14 protein-coding genes are annotated in these 21,692 nt (G+C 57.0%); 6 read left to right on the top strand and 8 right to left on the bottom strand.

Translation table 11 applies throughout. The features are described from left to right. Positions 1–403: 403 nt before the first annotated feature. The gene (gene rcsD / locus BJP61_RS07680; protein ID WP_171998088.1) at positions 404–3,076 is read left to right on the top strand and encodes a phosphotransferase RcsD; all 2,673 of its coding nucleotides are present in this window, start codon (positions 404–406) and stop codon (positions 3,074–3,076) included. 16 nt (positions 3,077–3,092) lie between these two features. Then, entirely contained in the window at positions 3,093–3,743 is a 651-nt protein-coding gene (gene rcsB, locus BJP61_RS07675) for a response regulator transcription factor RcsB (protein ID WP_007676706.1), read from the top strand. A 164-nt stretch (positions 3,744–3,907) separates the two neighbouring features. On the opposite strand, the gene rcsC is transcribed toward rcsB, so the two are convergent. Beyond that, positions 3,908–6,757 carry a two-component system sensor histidine kinase RcsC gene (gene rcsC / locus BJP61_RS07670; RefSeq protein WP_038861706.1) on the bottom strand — a complete coding sequence of 950 codons (2,850 nt, stop codon included), beginning with the start codon at positions 6,755–6,757 and terminating at the stop codon, positions 3,908–3,910. Between the two features lie 195 nt (positions 6,758–6,952). Further along, a complete protein-coding gene (gene gyrA / locus BJP61_RS07665) occupies positions 6,953–9,589 on the bottom strand; it encodes a DNA topoisomerase (ATP-hydrolyzing) subunit A (RefSeq protein WP_038861698.1) in 2,637 nt (878 codons plus the stop codon). A gap of 159 nt (positions 9,590–9,748) precedes the next feature. Between gyrA and ubiG the strand changes: the two genes are divergently transcribed. The 4 genes from ubiG to yfaE all read left to right on the top strand — a co-directional run bounded on the left by ubiG (position 9,749) and on the right by yfaE (position 14,651). Then, the gene (ubiG, locus tag BJP61_RS07660) at positions 9,749–10,480 is read left to right on the top strand and encodes a bifunctional 2-polyprenyl-6-hydroxyphenol methylase/3-demethylubiquinol 3-O-methyltransferase UbiG (protein ID WP_075192878.1); all 732 of its coding nucleotides are present in this window, start codon (positions 9,749–9,751) and stop codon (positions 10,478–10,480) included. Positions 10,481–10,820: 340 nt separating this feature from the next. Beyond that, positions 10,821–13,106 (top strand): class 1a ribonucleoside-diphosphate reductase subunit alpha, encoded by a 2,286-nt coding sequence (gene nrdA / locus BJP61_RS07655; RefSeq protein WP_038861690.1) that lies wholly within the window; start codon positions 10,821–10,823, stop codon positions 13,104–13,106. A gap of 158 nt (positions 13,107–13,264) precedes the next feature. Further along, positions 13,265–14,395 (top strand): class Ia ribonucleoside-diphosphate reductase subunit beta, encoded by a 1,131-nt coding sequence (gene nrdB / locus BJP61_RS07650; RefSeq protein WP_038861682.1) that lies wholly within the window; start codon positions 13,265–13,267, stop codon positions 14,393–14,395. A gap of 1 nt (position 14,396) precedes the next feature. Continuing rightward, a complete protein-coding gene (gene yfaE / locus BJP61_RS07645; protein WP_007716129.1) occupies positions 14,397–14,651 on the top strand; it encodes a class I ribonucleotide reductase maintenance protein YfaE in 255 nt (84 codons plus the stop codon). 137 nt (positions 14,652–14,788) lie between these two features. Here yfaE and glpQ read toward each other — a convergent pair whose 3' ends face one another. The 6 genes from glpQ to tctD all read right to left on the bottom strand — a co-directional run bounded on the left by glpQ (position 14,789) and on the right by tctD (position 21,609). Then, positions 14,789–15,844 (bottom strand): glycerophosphodiester phosphodiesterase, encoded by a 1,056-nt coding sequence (gene glpQ / locus BJP61_RS07640; RefSeq protein ID WP_171998087.1) that lies wholly within the window; start codon positions 15,842–15,844, stop codon positions 14,789–14,791. Between the two features lie 9 nt (positions 15,845–15,853). Then, a complete protein-coding gene (gene glpT / locus BJP61_RS07635; RefSeq protein ID WP_038861675.1) occupies positions 15,854–17,206 on the bottom strand; it encodes a glycerol-3-phosphate transporter in 1,353 nt (450 codons plus the stop codon). Between the two features lie 331 nt (positions 17,207–17,537). Then, positions 17,538–18,734 (bottom strand): nicotinamide mononucleotide deamidase-related protein YfaY, encoded by a 1,197-nt coding sequence (locus BJP61_RS07630; protein WP_171998086.1) that lies wholly within the window; start codon positions 18,732–18,734, stop codon positions 17,538–17,540. A gap of 92 nt (positions 18,735–18,826) precedes the next feature. Next, positions 18,827–19,369 carry a YfaZ family outer membrane protein gene (locus BJP61_RS07625; protein WP_038861671.1) on the bottom strand — a complete coding sequence of 181 codons (543 nt, stop codon included), beginning with the start codon at positions 19,367–19,369 and terminating at the stop codon, positions 18,827–18,829. A gap of 142 nt (positions 19,370–19,511) precedes the next feature. Further along, a complete protein-coding gene (locus BJP61_RS07620) occupies positions 19,512–20,948 on the bottom strand; it encodes a sensor histidine kinase (protein ID WP_038861668.1) in 1,437 nt (478 codons plus the stop codon). Then, the gene (gene tctD, locus BJP61_RS07615; protein ID WP_171998085.1) at positions 20,929–21,609 is read right to left on the bottom strand and encodes a transcriptional regulator TctD; all 681 of its coding nucleotides are present in this window, start codon (positions 21,607–21,609) and stop codon (positions 20,929–20,931) included. The genes BJP61_RS07620 and tctD overlap by 20 nt, the downstream gene beginning before the upstream one ends. Positions 21,610–21,692 lie beyond the last annotated feature (83 nt).

The following is a 21,692-nucleotide window of genomic DNA, read 5'->3' as shown; positions in this document are numbered from 1 at the left end:
TTTTTTTGCCCAATTTTTAGTTTCAACTATTTGCGGGTAAATTAAAGTAAAATTAACGACTATTAAATAATCACATTGCCGTTATTTTGTTCGTCTGCGAATAAAAATGACAATAATGGCTGTCCGCCTCGTCTTTTATCTCTCCCCTTCCATGCCCGATCCAACCGCAGTTTCAGACCGTTCTCACCATCTGGTAAATCATACGTTTCGCTTTATACTTCAATGTTTGCGATACTGTTAAAAGAAGACAGGTGTCGACCCGACAAGCCCTGTGCTACGGGCGTTGCGCTCCGGTTTCGCCGCGACGCCGCAGGACAAGAAGGCTAAAAAATGGATAGCTGCCGCCCGCGCAGCACGGTTCTTTTTTCTTTACACGGCGCAGGCCGGTGGATTACGCACAATAATGAGTCAGCCAGACGCAATGATCCCCAATAAATTTTCCCTTATGCCGGGCAGCATTACCCGTTTCTTCTTATTACTGATCGTGGTGCTTCTGGTGACGATGGGCGTGATGGTGCAGAGCGCCGTTAACGCCTGGCTGAAGGATAAAAGCTATCAGATTGTCGACATTACCCACGCGCTGCATAAACGTGTGGATACCTACCGCTACGCCACCTGGCAGATTTACGACAATATCGGCGCGAACGCTGCTGGTCAGAACGGCGAAGGGCTACAGGAAACGCGTCTGCGCCAGGATGTCTATTATCTCGAAAAACCGCACCGCAAAACCGAAGCGCTGATTTTCGGCTCTCACGACAGCTCGACGCTGGATATGACGCAGCGGATCTCAAGCTATCTCGATACGCTGTGGGGCGCGGAGAGCGCGCCCTGGTCGATGTATTACCTGAACGGCCAGGATAACAGCATGATCCTTATCTCGACGCTGCCGCTCAAAGATCTCTCCTCCGGCTTTAAAGAGAACTCGATTAACGCGATTGCCGATTCGCGTCGCGCCGAAATGCTCCAGCAGGCAAACGCCCTGGACGAGCGCGAAAGTTTCTCGCCGCTGCGCAAGCTCGCCTGGCAGAACGGCCACTATTTCACCCTGCGCACCACTTTTAACCAGCCGGGCCATCTCGCGACGGTAGTGGCGTTTGATATTCCGATTAACGATTTGATCCCGCCGGGAATGCCGCTGGAAAGCTTCCGCCTGGAGCCCGACAGCAGCCAGAGCGCCCTCGCAGGCCAGGATAAAGAAGACCCGGACAGCGTCAACATTAACTTTAACAGCACGCGCATTGAGATCTCTTCGGCGCTGACCAGCACCCAGTTGCGGCTTATCTGGGAAGTGCCGTTTGGCACGCTGCTGATGGAAACGCTGCAAAATATCCTGTTGCCGTTACTGTTGAATATCGGCCTGCTGGCGCTGGCGCTTTTTGGCTATACCACGTTCCGCCATCAGCCGAGCCGCCCGGTAGAGACCGCAACCAGCAGCACCAATAACGCCGAACTGCAAATGCTGCGCGCGCTGAATGAAGAGATCCTGAGTGTCCTGCCGCTGGGCCTGCTGGTACATGATCAGGAATCCAGCCGCACCATCATGAGCAATAAAATCGCCGATCACCTGCTGCCGCATCTGAATCTGCAAAACATCACCTCGATGGCGGATCAGCACCAGGGCATTATTCAGGCGACGGTGAATAACGAACTCTACGAGATCCGGCTTTTCCGCAGCCAGGTGGTGCCGCGCACGCAGATTTTTATTATCCGCGATCAGGATCGTGAAATTCTGGTGAACAAAAAACTCAAGCAGGCACAGCGCCTGTATGAGAAAAACCAGCAGGGGCGCTCCGCGTTTATGCAGAATATCGGCGCGGCGCTGAAAGACCCGACGACGCAGCTCGCCCGTCAGGCGGCGCTGATTGAAGCGCCGGAAAGCCAGGTGCTCGCCGAGCAGGCCGAACGTATCGCCCGTCTGGTGGATGAAATTCAGCTGGTGAATCAGCTGGAAGCCGATTTCTGGCGTCCGACGCCGAGCGATTTCACCATTCAGGAGCTGATAGACGAAGTCGTGCCGGAAGTGCTGCCGGTTATCAAACGTAAGGGCCTGCAGCTGCTTATCAATAACCAGCTCTCCGCCAATGAAGAGCGCCACGGCGACCGCGAGGCGCTGCGTAAAGTGCTGCTGATGCTGTTGCACTACTCTGTGACGACAACGCAGATTGGCAAAATCACGCTGGAGATCATGGCCGAAGAAGGCGCCCGTGAGCGTCTGCTGTTCCGCGTGCTGGATACGGGCGAAGGTATCAGCAACAGCGAAATCGATAATCTGCACTTCCCGTTCCTTAACGATACCTCCACCGATCAGTTCGGCAAGGCCAACGGGCTCACTTTCTATCTGTGCAACCAGCTGGCGCGCCGCCTCGGCGGGCATCTGAATATCAAAGCCCGCAAAGAGCTCGGCACGCGCTATTCGCTGCACGTGACGATGCCGGTGGAGCCAATGGAGACCGAAGAGAGCGACGAGCGTCTGCTGGATGACGTTATCGCAATGATTGATATTACGTCGAACGAAGTACGTAATGTGGTGGTGCGTCAGCTCGAACAGTGGGGCGCATCCTGTATCACGCAGGACGAAAGATTATCGAGTCAAGAGTTTGATATATTTTTAACGGATAATCCGTCTAATCTTACTGCCAACGGCCTGCTTTTAAGCGATGATGAGGCCGGCGTACGACGCATCGGACCGGGACAGCTGCGCGTCAACTTTAATATTAGTCACGCCATGCAGGAAGCAGTGCTACAACTAATTGAAGAGCAACTGGCTCAGGAAGATATTCCTGAATCCCCAATGGGCGGCGATGAAAATGCGCAGCTTCATGCCAGCGGCTATTATGCGCTGTTCGTCGATACGGTACCGGATGATGTTCAGAGATTGTATACTGAATCGTCCGCCGGCGATTTTGCTGCGCTGGCGCAGACCGCGCACCGCCTGAAGGGCGTGTTCGCGATGCTGAATCTGGTTCCCGGCAAACAGTTATGTGAAACACTGGAGCATCTTATTCGCGAGAAGGATGCCACAGCCATAGAAAAATATATCAGCGACATTGACGTTTACGTCAAGAGCCTGCTGTAGCAAGGTAGCCTAATACATGAACAATATGAACGTAATTATTGCCGATGACCATCCGATTGTTCTGTTCGGCATTCGCAAATCTCTTGAACAAATCGAGTGGGTGAATGTTGTCGGTGAGTTCGAAGATTCCACAGCATTAATTAACAATTTGCCGAAGTTAGACGCGCACGTCCTTATCACCGACCTTTCCATGCCGGGCGATAAATACGGCGACGGCATTACGCTTATTAAATACATTAAGCGTCATTTCCCGACTTTATCTATTATCGTGCTGACCATGAACAACAACCCGGCTATTCTGAGCGCCGTGTTGGATCTCGATATCGAAGGGATTGTTCTCAAGCAAGGCGCGCCGACCGATCTGCCGAAAGCGCTGGCCGCGCTGCAAAAAGGCAAGAAGTTTACCCCGGAAAGCGTCTCCCGCCTGCTGGAGAAAATCAGCGCTGGCGGCTATGGCGATAAACGCCTGTCGCCGAAAGAGAGTGAAGTGCTGCGCCTGTTCGCAGAAGGTTTCCTGGTTACCGAAATCGCCAAGAAACTGAACCGCAGCATCAAGACCATCAGTAGCCAGAAGAAATCGGCGATGATGAAGCTCGGCGTGGATAACGATATCGCGCTGCTGAACTACCTCTCCTCTGTCAGCCTGACGCCTGCGGATAAAGAGTAATGCCTCCCGTCCCTGCCCGCGCGGGCAGGGACATCCCGCTGTTCCCCGCCCTGCTTTTCACACCGAAAGATGAATGCCGCTTATGGGTCATTGATGCGTTTTGCTTATCGGTTTTGTCACGCCGCGTGCAGGCGCACCGCCGCCAGTGACGAGGCGCCCTGCGATCATACGCGCGCCTTGCGCACCCGGTCAGCATAGACCGCCAGCGTCTGTTTCAGCACGTCCAGCGTTACCGGCTTGGAGAGACAGCTGTCCATTCCCGATTCAATACAGCGCTGTTTCTCTTCTGCCAGCGCATTCGCGGTCACGCCCACAACCGGCAGCGTCAGGCCCAGCTGGCGAATACGCTGCGTCAGGCGATAGCCATCCATGTTCGGCATGTTGACGTCGCTTAAAACGATATCGATATGGTTTTTGCTGAGCACGTTGAGCGCGTCCACACCGTCATTGGCGGTGCGGCACTGGTAGCCCAGCGTACCAAGCTGATCGGCGAGCAGACGGCGGTTAATCGGATGGTCATCCACCACCAGAATCATCATATCTTCGTTCTGCTCGGCGCTCGCGGCGGCGGCCGGCAGCGTCGGTTCGCTGCCCGGCACTTCAACATTGATGCTGTAGATACGGCCCAGCAGGGTCAACAGCTCATGCGGCGCGGCCACGCTGTGCATCCAGACGCCAGGGCTGCGCTCTACCGGCATGCCGATGTGGCGGCGGCAGAAGAGGATCGCCGCCCTGCCCTGCCACGCGACGCAATTCTCGTCGTCGGTGATCAGAATGTCGTCTTTGTCCGGTGTTTCACCGTGATGGTTCTGAACACGAAGATTGTTGCGCGTCAGCATCCCTTGCAGATATTCGCAGAGCGACGCGTTACGCACCGCCAGCCAGAAGCGTTTATTAGAAAGCCCGTCGACGTTCGGTTTCGGCGGCAGCTGCGCCTGCCACTGCGGAATGCGGATAGTAAACTGACTGCCCATGCCCGGTTCGGTGTCGACTGAGATATCGCCATCCATCATGTTGATCAGTTTTTCGCAGATAGCGAGCCCCAGCCCGGTGCCCTGGAAATTGCGCTGCACGCCAGTGCCGACCTGGAAGAATGGATCGAACAGACGCACCACTTCTTTCGCCGGAATACCGACGCCGGTATCGCGCACGCGGAAGCAGAGGTAATCGCCCTGGGTGCCGACATGCAAAATAATGCAGCCGATATCGGTAAATTTAATGGCGTTGCTGAGCAGGTTGGAAATCACCTGCTGCAGGCGCATTGGGTCGCCAAGCAGCGTCATGGGCACGTCCGGCTCGATAAAACAGTACAGCCCGAGCTGTTTGCGCACCACCAGCGGCTGATAGTTGGCGGTGATGTGGCTCATCACTTCGCGCGGGGAAAACTCCCGAGGTTCGATTTTCAACTGCTCCGACTCGATTTTTGAGAAATCGAGAATATCGCTGATTATCTTCAGCAGCAGGCTGGAGGAGTTGTGCATTGCAGTCACGAGCCTGTCGACGCCTTTCGGCAGCTCCTGAGTCTGCAACAGATCGAGGTTGCCGATAATGCCGTACAGCGGCGTGCGCAGCTCGTGGCTGACGGTCGCGAGGAACATCGATTTCGACTGGCTCGCCTGCTCCGCCGCCTGGGCCATCTCCTGCAGCGACTCTTCCATTTTGACGCGCGCCGAGACATCCACCAGCACGCAGATCGCTACGTTTTCATTGCGATAGCGCGAATGGACGAAGCTGATTTGCAGGTTAGTATTGTTGCTGGTGAGCACGTCGACAAAATTCACCTGCTGTCCGCAGATAATCTGCGTCAGCCGCTGGCGGTCCTCGTGCGTCAGCATATTCAAGTAGTTATGCGCAAGCTCGTTGGAAATAATATTGGTGCCGTCCTGGGTGCGCAGAATACAGATCCCGACCGGCGCAGACGCGACGATTTTACGGTTGAACTGCTCATGCTCTTCGAGACGCTGAGCGTCGTTTTCCGCCGGGATGAAAATGCGCCGCTCATACATGCGCGCCAGCGTAAACAGGACAATCCCCACCAGCACGTTCAGCAGCACGGCGTTGAGGATAAGCATCCGGATGCGCTCCAGCACTACATCAACCGGTACGGAATAGACGATGCTTAATGACGACGGCGGCAGGCTCTTTTTCAGGATCAGCTGCTTAAAGCCCGACGTATAGCCAAACCACGCGCGCTCCTGCTCCCATTCGCCGTCGCGCTCAAGACGCGTCTCCGGGCCAGTCAGCGCAAACAGCGGACGGTCATTTTCATCAAGGATTGTCACGCCCATCGGCATGCTGCCGGGCGTAAAGAAGTTTTCCATGCGGATGGTCTGTTCGATACCCAGCAGACCCTGCAGGCGGTTCGCCAGATATACCGGCGTCAGGGAATAGAAATAACCGACGCCCGGGCGCGGCCCCTGCGACACCCAGAACAGGCTGTTGCCGCGCTCATCCTGCGGCGCGTTGCGGTATTTCACGATGCGCTCATGCAGCGCCTGTAGCGTTTTGTCGCGCTCAAGGGGGATTTCACGCAGGCCAAAATCCGCCATGCACAGATTATCGGAGCCAATCAGAAACACGCGGTTTAAATCGTAGGCGGCCGAGAAGTTGTCGTGCCAGTAGCGTAAAAACCAGGAGAGCGACTGCAGAGAACCGCGCCAGCTGGTGCCGAGCGTATTACAGTCGGAATCGGAAAACAGCGGCACAAACGTCGGCGCGGTGAGCGGATCGTTCTGCCCGCGCCCGTTTTTCAACAGCGCGTCGATATTATCCAGCCGGTTTTCGGCAACATACTTCAGCTCTTTCATGACGTCAGAGGTGCGCTGAATGTAGCGCTGCGCCTGATCGTAGCTCAGGTTAAATTCCTGACGAATTTCCGACTCTTTTACGTGCAGCGCGTTTACGATGTAAAACACCGAAAACAGGGCGATAAGCAGCCAGAGCAGCAGCGCCAGCGCCCGGAAAAGATAACGCGACACCTTAAGCGTCGAGCGGAAAGAGACGAAGTATTTCAAAGGGGCACCAGCTAGCCGTGAGGTCACAAAAAGGAATGCCGTTAAGGTAGCCGCAAAACCCTTGTGCCGCAACGGCAACGACATTATCCGGCGATATTCAGAGCAGCCTGGCGCCTTGCGCGCCGAAAAAAAGAAAGGGCCGGTAAAACCGGCCCTTTCGTGTGGCAACGCGTTGTCTGCGACAGCGCGTGACGATTACTCGTCAGCGTCATCCGCCGCATCGTCATCAGCGTCGGTTTCCGGCGCGATTTCATCGTCGCCTTCCGCCACGCTGCCGTCGATGGAGTCGAGCTCTTCGTCATCCACCGGCTCGGCGACACGTTGCAGCCCTACCACGTTTTCATCTTCCGCCGTGCGGATGAGGATAACGCCCTGGGTGTTACGGCCCACCACGCTGATTTCCGATACGCGCGTACGCACAAGCGTACCGGCATCGGTGATCATCATTATCTGATCCGCGTCGTCTACCTGCACCGCGCCAACCACCGGGCCGTTGCGATCGGTGACTTTGATGGAGATAACCCCTTTGGTCGCGCGCGATTTGGTGGGGTACTCTTCCACTGCGGTACGTTTGCCGTAACCGTTCTGGGTGGCGGTCAGGATAGCGCCTTCGCCGCGCGGCACGATAAGCGACACGACGCTGTCGCCTTCGCCGAGGCGAATACCGCGTACGCCGGTGGCGGTACGCCCCATCGGACGTACAGCGTCTTCTTTAAAGCGCACCACTTTGCCCTGCGCGGAGAACAGCATCACTTCGTCCTTACCGGCGGTCAGGTCGACGCCAATCAGCTCATCGCCTTCGTTCAGGTTCACCGCGATGATCCCGGCGGTACGCGGACGGCTGAACTCGGTCAGCGCCGTTTTCTTCACGGTACCGCTGGCGGTCGCCATAAAGACGTTGACGCCCTCTTCGTACTCGCGTACCGGCAGAATCGCGGTGATACGCTCATTCGCTTCCAGCGGCAGCAGGTTAACGATAGGACGCCCACGGGCGCCGCGGCTCGCTTCCGGCAGCTGATAGACTTTCATCCAGTAGAGACGACCGCGGCTCGAGAAGCAGAGGATCGTGTCGTGGGTGTTGGCCACCAGCAGGCGGTCGATAAAGTCTTCTTCTTTGATACGCGCGGCGGATTTGCCTTTACCGCCGCGGCGCTGCGCTTCGTAATCCGTCAGCGGCTGATACTTCACATAGCCCTGATGAGACAGGGTGACCACCACATCTTCCTGGTTGATCAGGTCTTCAATGTTGATATCGGCGCTGTTCGCGGTGATTTCGGTGCGGCGCTCGTCGCCGAACTGATCGCGGATCAGCTCCAGCTCTTCGCGGATCACTTCCATCAGGCGATCGGCGCTGCCGAGAATATGCAGCAGCTCGGCAATCTGGGTCAGCAGCTCTTTATACTCGTCGAGCAGTTTTTCATGCTCAAGGCCGGTGAGCTTTTGCAGACGCAGGTCGAGGATCGCCTGAGCCTGTTGCTCGGTCAGCCAGTATTTACCGTCGCGAATACCGAATTCCGGCTCCAGCCACTCCGGACGCGCGGCGTCATCGCCCGCACCTTCCAGCATCGCTTTCACGTTGCCGAGATCCCACGCCTGCGCGATCAGGCCCGCTTTCGCTTCCGCCGGCGTTGGCGCGCGGCGAATCAGCTCAATGATCGGGTCGATGTTAGCAAGCGCAATCGCCAGCGCTTCTAAGATATGCGCGCGATCGCGGGCTTTGCGCAGTTCAAAAATGGTACGACGGGTCACCACTTCACGGCGGTGGCGAACAAACGCCGCCAGAATATCTTTCAGCGGCATGATCTTCGGCTGACCGTGGTGCAACGCCACCATGTTGATGCCGAAAGAGACCTGAAGCTGCGTCTGTGAATAGAGGTTATTGAGCACCACTTCGCCGACGGCGTCGCGTTTAATTTCAATAACGATACGCATGCCGTCTTTGTCAGACTCATCGCGCAGCGCGCTAATGCCTTCAACGCGTTTTTCTTTCACCAGCTCGGCGATTTTCTCGATCAGGCGCGCTTTGTTCACCTGATACGGAATTTCGTGCACGATGATGGTTTCACGGCCGTTCTTCGGATCGACTTCGACTTCCGCGCGCGCGCGAATATAGATTTTGCCGCGACCGGTGCGATACGCCTCTTCAATGCCACGACGGCCATTGATGATGGCGGCGGTCGGGAAATCCGGGCCAGGGATGTGTTCCATCAGCCCTTCAATGCTGATGTCTTCATCATCGATATAGGCGAGGCAGCCGTTAATCACTTCCGTCAGGTTATGCGGCGGAATGTTCGTCGCCATCCCGACCGCGATACCGGAAGCACCGTTTACCAGCAGGTTCGGGATTTTGGTCGGCATGACGTCAGGGATTTTTTCCGTGCCGTCATAGTTATCAACAAAATCAACGGTTTCTTTATCGAGGTCGGCCATCAGTTCATGGGCGATCTTCGCCAGACGGATTTCCGTATAACGCATCGCTGCGGCGGAGTCGCCGTCGATAGAACCGAAGTTGCCCTGACCATCCACCAGCGTGTAGCGCAGCGAGAACGGCTGAGCCATACGCACAATGGTATCGTAGACGGCGGAATCACCGTGGGGATGGTATTTACCGATTACGTCACCAACGACACGGGCGGATTTTTTGTAGGCTTTATTCCAGTCATTGCCCAACACGTTCATGGCGTAAAGTACGCGACGGTGTACCGGTTTGAGGCCATCTCGGACATCCGGAAGCGCGCGGCCGACAATAACCGACATCGCGTAATCCAGATAGGAGTTCTTTAACTCTTCCTCAATGTTGACCGGTGTAATTTCTCTGGCAAGGTCGCTCATCTGACCGTTATCCCTCTACTGTGTCCCGGATTCAAAGGTCGCAAATTATAACACAGCCGCGCCCTATTCGGTAAACCGAATAGCCCCGTCAGGCCGCTTTATTCCCCACTGACGCCTGTTATACTCGACGCTCTTGCGAAGAAAGGAGTAGAGGCGTCCATGAATGCTGAAAAACCGCCCGTTGCGCACAACGTAGACTTAGAAGAAATCGCCAAATTTGAAGCTGTCGCTTCGCGCTGGTGGGACACTGAAGGGGAGTTTAAACCGCTGCATCGCATTAACCCGCTGCGTCTTGGCTATATCGCCGAACGCGCCGGCGGGCTGTTTGGGAAAAAGGTGCTGGATGTCGGTTGCGGTGGCGGCATTCTTTCTGAAAGTATGGCCCGCGAAGGAGCGAACGTTACGGGACTCGATATGGGCGCCGAGCCGCTCGCGGTCGCGCGCCTGCACGCGCTGGAAAGCGGCGTGGAGCTGGAGTATGTCCAGCGCACGGTAGAAGAGCACGCGGCGCAGCATCCTGGCGCTTATGACGTGGTGACCTGCATGGAGATGCTGGAGCACGTGCCGGACCCGCGCTCGGTGGTGCAGGCCTGCGCAAAACTTGTGAAGCCCGGCGGCCACGTCTTTTTCTCCACGCTCAACCGCAACGCCAAATCCTGGCTGATGGCGGTGGTCGGCGCGGAATATGTGCTGCGTATGGTGCCCAAAGGCACGCACGACGCCAAAAAGTTTATCCGCCCTTCCGAACTGCTGGGATGGATCGACGAAACCCCGCTTGAAGAGCGTCATATTATCGGCCTGCATTACAACCCGCTGACCAACCGCTTCAAGCTCGCGCCTGGTGTTGATGTTAACTACATGTTGCATACACAGGCTAAAAACCCTGCCTGATAGAAGCTTTTGGTATTAAAAATTGCGCAACGTTCTGTTGCGCAATTTCTTTCCTGACCAGGAAATCAGCGTTCGATCAAATTTTCATTTTTTTTCCTGCCGCCTTGACAAGCCCTCAAGCCCTTATGCAATGAGGACTTACTTAATTTCCGGATTTTGCAAACGCAAATTAATACCGAAATCAAGCCTTGTTCTCAAAAGAATCCGAACTAGAATACTCACCATATAGCGTTTCACTTATCTCAAACCCCCTATATATAGTATTTATCCACAAGTTAGTCACTTGTGGATAAGCGGGGGATATTTCTATTTTCACGGATTTCACGGACAGGTATTACCCATGAATCAGAGTCTGCTGGTAACAAAACGAGATGGCAGCCAGGAACGCATTAACCTGGATAAAATTCATCGTGTTCTGGACTGGGCTGCGGAAGGTCTGCATAACGTCTCCATCTCCCAGGTAGAGCTGCGTTCTCACATTCAGTTCTACGACGGCATCAAAACCTCCGATATTCATGAGACCATCATCAAGGCGGCGGCGGACTTAATCTCCCGCGACGCGCCGGATTACCAGTACCTGGCCGCGCGCCTGGCGATTTTCCACCTGCGTAAAAAAGCCTACGGCCAGTTCGAGCCGCCGAAGCTTTACGATCACGTGGTGAAGATGGTTGAGCTGGGCAAATATGACCATCACCTGCTGCAGGATTACAGCGAAGAAGAGTTTGCGCAGATGGACGGCTTTATCGACCACTGGCGCGACATGAACTTCTCCTACGCCGCCGTGAAGCAGCTCGAAGGTAAATACCTGGTGCAGAACCGCGTGACCGGCGAGATCTACGAAAGCGCGCAGTTCCTCTACATCCTGGTGGCGGCGTGCCTGTTCTCCAACTATCCGCGCGAAACCCGCCTGGATTATGTGAAGCGCTTCTACGACGCGGTCTCCACCTTTAAAATTTCACTGCCGACGCCGATCATGTCTGGCGTGCGTACCCCGACCCGTCAGTTCAGCTCCTGCGTGCTGATTGAGTGCGGCGATAGCCTGGATTCCATCAACGCGACCTCCAGCGCCATCGTGAAATACGTTTCCCAGCGCGCCGGTATCGGCATCAACGCGGGCCGCATCCGTGCGCTCGGAAGCCCCATTCGCGGCGGCGAAGCGTTCCACACCGGCTGCATCCCGTTCTATAAGCATTTCCAGACTGCGGTGAAATCCTGCTCCCAGGGCGGCGTTCGCGGCGGCGCGGCGACCCTCTTCTACCCGATGTGGCATCTGGAAGTGGAAAGCCTGCTGGTGCTGAAAAACAACCGCGGCACCGAAGCGAACCGCGTGCGTCACATGGACTATGGCGTGCAGATCAACAAGCTGATGTACCAGCGTCTGCTGAAAGGCGAAGATATCACCCTCTTCAGCCCGTCTGACGTGCCCGGCCTGTACGATGCGTTCTTCGCCGATCAGGACGAATTCGAGCGTCTGTACACCAAATATGAGCAGGACGAGAGCATCCGCAAACAGCGCATTAAAGCGTCTGAGCTGTTCTCCCTGATGATGCAGGAGCGCGCTTCCACTGGCCGTATCTACATCCAGAACGTGGATCACTGTAACACCCACAGCCCGTTCGACCCGGTCGTCGCGCCGGTGCGCCAGTCCAACCTGTGCCTGGAGATAGCCCTGCCGACCAAACCGCTGGAAGACGTTAACGACGAAAACGGCGAAATCGCGCTCTGCACCCTCTCCGCCTTCAACCTGGGCGCTATCGAGAACCTGGACGAGCTGGAAGAGCTGGCTATCCTCGCGGTGCGTGCGCTTGACGCTCTGCTGGATTATCAGGATTACCCGATCCCGGCGGCGAAACGCGGCGCAATGGGCCGTCGTACCCTCGGCATCGGCGTGATTAACTTCGCGTACTACCTGGCGAAGCACGGCGTACGTTACTCCGACGGCAGCGCCAACAACCTGACGCACAAAACGTTTGAAGCCATTCAGTACTACCTGCTGAAAGCCTCCAACGAGCTGGCGAAAGAGCAAGGCGCGTGCCCGTGGTTCAATGAAACCACCTACAGCAAAGGCATCCTGCCTGTCGACACCTACAAGAAAGACCTGGATGCGATTGCAAACGAGCCGCTGCACTACGACTGGGAAAGCCTGCGCGAATCCATTAAAACGCACGGTCTGCGTAACTCCACGCTGTCCGCGCTGATGCCGTCCGAGACCTCGTCGCAGATCTCCAACGCCACCAACGGCATTGAGCCGCCGCGCGGCCACATCAGCATTAAAGCGTCGAAAGACGGCATTCTGCGTCAGGTTGTGCCGGACTACGAACAGCTGAAGGATCAGTACGAGCTGCTGTGGGAAATGCCGGGTAACGACGGTTATCTGCAACTGGTGGGCATCATGCAGAAATTTATCGACCAGTCGATTTCTGCGAACACCAACTACGATCCGACGCGCTTCCCGTCAGGCAAAGTGCCGATGCAGCAGTTGCTCAAAGACCTGCTGACCGCGTATAAGCTCGGCGTGAAGACGCTGTACTATCAGAACACTCGCGACGGCGCGGAAGACGCCCAGGATGACCTGGCGCCATCCATTCAGGATGACGGCTGCGAAAGCGGCGCATGTAAGATTTAAACGCAGGGCGGGGAAACCCGCCCTCTTGTTGTTAAGGCGGCAGGAGGCGCTTTGCCTGCCTGCCCTGGGAAATAATCGCAACAGTCATCTGTAAGGCGGGGAAGCGAAGCGCCACCCGCCGTTAACAACCGATATTGTTTGCAGACAGGATTTACGTCATGGCCTACACCACATTTTCACAGACGAAAAACGACCAGCTTCTTGAACCCATGTTCTTTGGCCAACCGGTCAACGTGGCGCGTTACGATCAGCAAAAATATGAAATTTTCGAAAAGCTTATCGAAAAACAGCTGTCGTTTTTCTGGCGCCCTGAAGAAGTGGACGTTTCCCGCGACCGCATCGATTTTCAGGCGCTGCCAGAGCATGAAAAACACATTTTCATCAGCAACCTGAAATACCAGACGCTTCTCGACTCCATCCAGGGCCGTAGCCCGAACGTGGCGCTGCTGCCGCTGATCTCCATCCCGGAGCTGGAAACCTGGGTGGAAACCTGGGCGTTTTCCGAGACCATCCACTCGCGCTCTTACACACATATCATCCGCAATATCGTCAACGATCCGGCGGTGGTGTTTGACGACATTGTTACTAACGAGCAGATCTTAAAACGCGCCGAAGGCATCTCGCACTACTACGACGACCTGATCGAGATGACCAGCTACTGGCATCTGCTGGGCGAAGGCACCCACAGCGTCAACGGCAAAACCGTGACCGTGAATCTGCATGAGCTTAAGAAAAAGCTCTACCTGTGCCTGATGAGCGTCAATGCGCTGGAAGCGATCCGCTTCTACGTCAGCTTCGCCTGCTCCTTCGCCTTCGCCGAGCGCGAGCTGATGGAAGGCAATGCCAAAATTATCCGTCTTATCGCCCGTGACGAAGCGCTGCACCTTACCGGCACTCAGCATATGCTGAACCTGATGCGCAGCGGCGAGGACGATCCGGAAATGGCTGTGATCGCCGAAGAGTGCAAACAGGAGTGCTATGACCTGTTCGTGCTGGCCGCGCAGCAGGAGAAAGAGTGGGCGGAATACCTGTTCCAGGGCGGTTCGATGATCGGTCTGAACAAAGACATTCTGTGCCAGTACGTCGAGTACATCACCAACATCCGTATGCAGGCGGTGGGCCTGGATCTGCCGTTCAAGACCCGCTCCAACCCAATCCCGTGGATCAACACCTGGCTTGTGTCTGATAACGTGCAGGTGGCGCCGCAGGAAGTGGAAGTGAGCTCTTATCTGGTCGGCCAGATCGATTCAGAAATCGACCACGACGATCTGAGCAGCTTCCAGCTCTGATATGGGTCGTATTACGCTTCGCGTGACGGGCACCGAGCTGTTGTGCCCGGACGAACATCCTTCTCTGCTGGTGGCGCTGGAGTCACACGCGGTGACGGTAGAATACCAGTGCCGCGAGGGCTATTGCGGCTCCTGTCGCTGCAAGCTGGTCGCAGGCCAGGTGCAGTGGCTGACCAAACCGCTGGCGTTTATTCAGGAAGGCGAGATATTACCCTGCTGCTGTAAACCGCAGGGCGATATCGAGATTGAAATGTAGTGGCATCAGGTGGCGCAGCGCCTGGCCGGCCTGGATTACCGGGTGTTTTCAATAATGCAGGCCGGGTAAGGCGCAAGCCGCCTCCATCGTGATGGACGGGCCTGTGACGCATCGCCCGCCCCTTACCCGTTCTGACCTCACCTCGCTTTTAAAAATTGCACCGCTTTATCCGGGAAATCGGTAAACAGCCCGTCCACCTCCGCCTTGTGATACAACACGTCATAAAGCTGATTGACGTCCGTGGCGTAATCCGGTAACTGGTCGGCGCGCACCGTATACGGGTGCACCTGCAAATGGCTGTCGTGCGCTTCTTTTGCCATCGCGGTCAGCGTCACCTTCTCTTTCGTCGAGCCTTCCGCCACCAGCATATGGTAATCCGGCCCGATACCGTCGGCGTACTGGGCTATCTGCTTCATCGCGCCCGGCTTAAACATCCAGTCGTAGCTGTAGTTTACCCATTTGCCGTCCGGCTGCTTCTGCTGGGTTTCGTTCCAGTCGCTGTAGGCGATAAGCTGCACCAGCTTCAGATCCATCTTAAGCTTCGGCTCCAGCTCGTTCTTAATACGCTTAAGCTCAATGGCGTCAAAACATTGCAAGTAAACCTTATCCTGCTTCGTGGTGTAGCCATATTTTTTCAGGGTGTCGAGGGTCTTCGCAGCGATGTCTTTCCCTTCCTGATGATGGAACCACGGCGCTTTGATCTCCGGGTAGATGCCGATGTTTTTGCCGGTAGCGTGGTTCAGCCCCTGCACAAACTCGATCTCCTCTTCAAAAGTATGCACCCGGAAATCCGATTTACCCATCGGGAAACGGCCCGGGAACGTCTGTACTTTTTTGCCGTTGTCCAGCTCAAAGCCTTCGGTAAACCGGAGCGATTTAATCTCCGCAAGCGTAAAGTCGATGGCGTAGTAACGGCCATCTTTACGCGCGCGATCCGGGAACCGCTCGGCGATATCGGTCACGCGATCCAGATAGTGATCGTGAAGCACCACCAGCTGGTCGTCTTTGGTCATCACCAAATCCTGTTCCAGATAATCGGCGCCCTGCGCGTAGGCCATCGCTTTAGCGGGCAGCGTATGCTCCGGCAGATAGCCGCTGGCGCCGCGATGGGCGATAACCAGCTTATCCGCCGCCAGTGCGCCTGCCGACATCACGCCTATCGCCAGCGCCGCCAGCGTCATTTTCAGTGTCATCGGTGCTCCTTATCCGCGTTTCGCCTGCATGTCGTGGTGATGCTTATGCTCACCCACCATCACGATAATCAACAGCAAGACCGCCAGAATGCTGCCGCCGATCATCACCATAAAGCCGCCGTCCCAGCCGAAGAAATCGACGGTGTAACCGACGATGGCGCTCGCCGCGACGGAACCGCCAAGATAGCCGAACAACCCGGTAAAGCCCGCCGCGGTGCCCGCCGCCTTTTTCGGCGCCAGCTCCAGCGCATGCAGGCCAATCAGCATCACCGGGCCGTAAATCAGAAAGCCGATAATAATCATGCACGCCATGTCGACATGGGGGTTGCCCGGCGGGTTGAGCCAGTAAACGATCGTGGCGATGGTCACCAGGGTCATAAAGAACACGCCGGTCGCGCCGCGGTTGCCGCGGAACACTTTGTCCGACATCCAGCCGCAAATCAGCGTGCCGGGGATGCCCGCGTATTCATAGAAGAAATAGGCCCAGGAGGACTTATCCAGCGCGAAATGCTTTACCTCTTTTAAATAGGTCGGCGACCAGTCGAGAATGCCGTAGCGCAGCAGGTACACAAACACGTTGGCGATGGCGATGTACCACAGCAGCTTATTGGGCAGCACATACTGCATGAAAATCTGCTTCGCGGTCAGCTCTTCTTCGTGCTTCTCGTTATAGTCATCCGGATAGTCGTTTTTATACGCTTCGATCGGCGGCAGGCCGCAGGATTGCGGCGTATCGCGCATCAGGGCAAAGGCGATAACCGCCACAAGAATTGCGCCGAAGGCGGGCATATACAGCGCGGCGTGCCAGTCGTTAAACCACGCCATGCCGAGCAGAAACAGCAGCGGCGGAATGCCGCCGCCCACGTTATGGGCGCAGTTCCACACCGAAACAATACCGCCGCGCTCTTTCTGCGACCACCAGTGCACCATGGTGCGCCCGCAAGGGGGCCATCCCATGCCCTGGAACCAGCCGCACAGGAACAGCAGTACAAACATCACCATGATGCTGGAGGTCGCCCACGGCACAAAGCCCATAAACAGCATCACCGATGCCGCAAGGATCAGCCCTGCCGGCAGAAAGACGCGCGGATTCGAGCGGTCGGAGACCGAACCCATAATGAATTTCGAGAATCCGTAAGCGATGGAAATGCCAGACAGCGCAAATCCCAGATCGCCGCGCGAAAAGCCCTGCTCCACCAGATACGGCATCGCCAGCGCAAAGTTTTTACGCACCAGATAGTAAGCGGCATAGCCGAAGAAAATCCCCATAAAAATCTGCCAGCGCAGGCGACGATAGTGCGGATCTATCTCGCCCTCAGGCAGCCTTGCGCGATGCGGGGCGGGTTTAAAAATACTTAACATCACTGTCTCCTGCTTATTAGGTATCAAACTATTCGTTTTGTTTATGTTTCCTTAGCGAGCGTGATAGTAGGTAAAAAGGATTATTTATGCTGTGAAACATCGCACAAATTGTTACAGATTTATGACAATCGAACACAAAGGCGCATTTTTACACGCTGTCTTTTTCGGTTTATGCGCGTTTTCTTTCGTTTAGGGTCAAAAGAGCAGAAATATGCACCAGGCAGGTGCAGAAGCGTTAATCAGACAGGGGCCGTCAGGCAGCGGAAACCAGAGGCAGAGAAGATAAAAAGTACGCGGGCGCGCGGCGCTGTCGCCCGCGCCCGCCGTAGGGTCAGACGTTTAGCGTTTCGACCACCTGCACCCAGCCCTGGCTTGCAGTCACGTCTTTGCCGTTCAACCAGCGGCGCACCAGCGTCAGCGCCATCATCGCGCAAATCTCCTGGCGGATACGCCGCGCATAGCGACTGGCGTTAAAGCGCAGGCGCACGGCCTGTGTGCCCTGCGGCGTGGTCAGGGCAATATTGAGCTCATCGTCTTCAAAGCTTGCGATACTCAGCGCTAAATCCGCGAGATGGCGGCGGCGGCGATCTCCATTCCAGTGCGCGGTCTGCGCCAGCGTCTCGACCTGCGCGGGCAGCACTTCGCTCGCCAGCAGCGGCGCGTCGGCCTCACTGAGTTGCTGCGCCAGCAGGCCCGCGGTGAACTGCTCGCTCAGGGTAATGCTGAGCTGCTGTTCACGCAGACCGCGGGCAATCTGCATCGGCAGCGTTTCTGTCCCTTCAAAAATCAGGCTGTCGCCCGCCACTTCACGCACGGTCGGCCAGATAGCCTCCATCTCAGCACGGCGAGAAGCCGGCCCGGTGAGCTTAAGCTCGATAATCGGCGTTGAGGAGCGATAGCCCATCACCACATCCGGCGGCAGCGTCAGGGTATCGAGCTGTGCGGCGAGATCGCTTTCGGAGCGCCCGAACGTGGTCAGACGCAGACAGAGCGGCGGCTCGGGGAAGGTAAAGCGCGCGCGCAGGCGTGGCAGGATCTCATGCTCCACCATCCGTTTAAATTCTGACGGTACGCCGGGGGTGAAGAAAATCAGACAGCGGTTGAGTTTAATGGCGAACCCGCAGGCGGTGCCGACCGGGTTGGCTATCATTTCGCTGCCCGCCGGCAGCAGCGCCTGTTTGCGGTTGCTCGGCGCCATCGCCCGACCGCGCTCCATGAAAAACCGCTCCATTGTCGCCAGCCAGCCTTCGTGCAGTTCAAGCTCCACGCCCAACGCACGCGCCGCCGCTTCGGCGCTCAGATCGTCGCTGGTCGGCCCCAGGCCACCGTTAACAATGAGGATATCGGCGTGTTGGCTGCGCTCGGTCAGCGCCGCCACCAGCGATTCCAGGCTGTCGCCCACGGTATTGCGCCGGGTTAACGGCAATCCCTGATCAAAAAACAGCGAGGCCAGCCAGGCGGCGTTCGTATCGACAATCTGACCATGCAGCACTTCGTCGCCGGTCGAGAGCATTTCTGTCTGTAGCATTATTTTCTCCGCATGAAGGGAAGGCTTTACTATAGCGCGCAGAGAAAGGAAGAAGGAAAAAAACAGGCGCAGCGGTGGCCGCGCCCGGAAAATCAGAAGCCTGCGCTCACGCCGAGGTACGGGCCGTCAGCCACTTTGCTGTCGCGATCGCCATCTTTACCGGTCATGTTGATATAGCGGTAACCGGCTTCAATGCTGAGAGGACGGAACAGAGAGAAACGCGCGCCCGCGCTCGCTTCCTGGTAATCATTCACGCCGCTGGAGAGCGAATCCGGCGAGTAGTAGTAGTCGCCAAACAGGGAGAAACGCTGCCCGATATCCCAGCGCACACCGCCACCGACAGCCGCCGCGTAGCCTTCATCCCCTTCGTTCGGGTTCAGGTAAATCGCCTTGACGCCCGGCGTGACCATAAACGGCCCCAGCGGCATGTTGAAGCCCAGGCCGACGCCGACGATATCGCCGTGATCGTCGTTATGCGCCCAGTTGCCGGTCAGTTGCAGGCCGCTGCTTTCGGTGCCGAAACCTGCGCCCATGTTGGTGTAATGCTCGCCCACCGAGCCGTTAACGCTAATAGCGCTGGCCTGCGTGGCGGCCAGCAGCAGGCTGGCCATTGCTAAACGAAATATGTTTTTCATTCCATGTATCTCAAAAAAAAGAAAAAAGGACCCTGTAAACGCAACGCGGCATTGTACCTGTATCCGGTCTGCAATCAACGTGGCGCGGCCCGCGCGCCGCAATGAGAGGGTAAAAAAGAGAAAACATCTATGCCGAAAAGCATTAAACGCCGCTTTGGCCGGGCGGCGCGCGATGAAGCGGCAACCGCACGCGGACCAGCAATCCGCCGAGCCTGTCGCCGTTGAGCAGTTCCGCGCGGGTACGGTGCCAGCGAGCGATATCATTCACCAGCGCCAGCCCAAGCCCGGCGCCGGGATGCATGCCAGCGTTATCGAGACGGCGAAACGGCGTCAACGCCTGATCGCGCTGGGTCGCGTCGATACCGGGCCCGCTGTCTTCCACTTCAAGCATCGCCTCACCTGCCGCGACGCGCACGCGTACCGTCACCACGCCGTCCGCTGGCGTATATTTCAGCGCGTTATCGAGCAGATTGGCGCACAGCTCCGCCAGCAACAGCGGCTCCGCCAGCACATATACCGGCCCCTCTTCGCCTTCGTACCCCAGATCTACCGGTTTGCTGCGCGCCTGCGGCAGACGCGAGAAGCAGCTTTCACGCGCGGTCGCCACCAGATCGACTTCGCAGTGCGCGCGCGTCTCGCCCGGCTCTGGGCGGCGCAGCGTCGCCAGTTGCAACAGGCGTTCGGTCAGGTCAACGGTCTGATCGAGCGTCGCGCTCATGGCCTGTAAGCTCTCCCGCCACTGGGCCGGATCATCGCTTGCCAGCGCTACCGCGGCCTGGGTTTTCAGCACGGCAAGCGGCGTTTTTAACTGATGAGAGGCATCAGCGCTGAAGCGCTCCTGACGCGCAATCAGCGCGCGCAGACGGCTGATATAACGGTTAAAGGCGATAATCAGCAGCCGCGTTTCCGACCACGGCAGCAGATCCGGCAGTGGGGTCAGCTCGCCGGGCGAGCGTCTGACCATCAGGCGCGACAGCTTGCGCATCGGCTTTAATACCCGGCGCAGCAGCAGGCCAGCAAGCAACAGCGTCAACAGCACCAGTCCGCCCTGAGAGAGCGCGGATGAGATAAGCAACTGGCGCGCCAGCAGGTGACGCGACTGCAACGTCTCGGCGACGTAAATCTCCGCCATGCCGTTGATGCCGCCCTCGTTAACCGGCTGTAACAGCCGCGCCACGCGAAGTCGCTGACCCTGATAGGTGGCGTGATAAAACCACGCCAGCGCCGGGTAGAGATCGGTGCGCGCCACGCCGCGCGGCATCGCCGGGAGATCGTCATAGCCGGAGATAACCCGCCCGTGGGTGTCCTGCACTTTGTAATAGAGGCGGTCGTTCATGTTGCGCTCGACGCTGTCGAGCACCACCCAGGGCACATCCGCCTGCAGTTCGCCGTGATGCACATTCAGCCGCTCGGCCACGATACGCGCCGAGGCTAACAGCGTGCGATCATACGCCTGGGTCGCGGCGTTCAGCGCGCTGACATAACTGTTTAACGCGGAAAACGCCCACAGCAACAGAAGCGGCAGGCCGAGAAACAGCAGCAGCTTGCCGAGCAGCGATTCAGGGCGCAACCAGCTCATCGCTGCACTCCAGCACATAGCCCAGCCCGCGCAGCGTGGTGATTTGTACGTTGCTCGCCAGCAGCTTTTTGCGCAGCCGGTGAATATAAATCTCAATACTCTCAGGGCTGACGTCGTCGCTCAGGCTGAACACCTGTTCGAAGAGTTGCTGGCGCGACACCGGACGACGGCGACGGAACATCAGCACCGTCAGCAGCGCATGCTCGCGCGGCGTCAGCGCCAGCGGCTTGCCCTGTAATTCAAAATAGCCCGCGTCGTGGAATATCAGCTCGCCTAAGCGCTGCGCCTCCTGCACCTGCCCTTCGCTGCGTCGCACCAGCGCGCGCAACCGCGCCTCCAGTTCGCTCAGCTCAAAGGGCTTCGGCAAATAGTCGTCCGCGCCTTCGTTAAGCCCTTTTACCCGGTCGGCCACGCTTGCGTGGGCGGTGAGCAGCAGTACCGGCACCGCCTGGCCGCGACGGCGCAGGCGGGCCAGCACCTCCAGCCCGCTCAGACGCGGCATTTCGATATCCAGCACCGCCACGGCGTAATTTTCATTTTGCAGCAGATGGTCCGCCGCCAGCCCGTCGCCAACGCAATCCACGGCAAAGCCGGTATTCGTCAGCGCTTTCTCCAGCCAGTGAGCCAGCTCACGGTTATCTTCGGCAAGTAAGAGACGCATGTCACATCCAGTAAAGTTTCTGTCGCGATGAAAGGAAACTGAAAGGCTTTAGTTTTAACAATCATGCAACCGACACGCTACAA

The organism is Cronobacter sp. JZ38 (assembly GCF_008932145.1).
Classification (GTDB): domain Bacteria; phylum Pseudomonadota; class Gammaproteobacteria; order Enterobacterales; family Enterobacteriaceae; genus Cronobacter; species Cronobacter muytjensii.
Note: the sequence above shows the minus strand (reverse complement) of the source record. Positions and strands in the feature narration are given on the sequence as shown.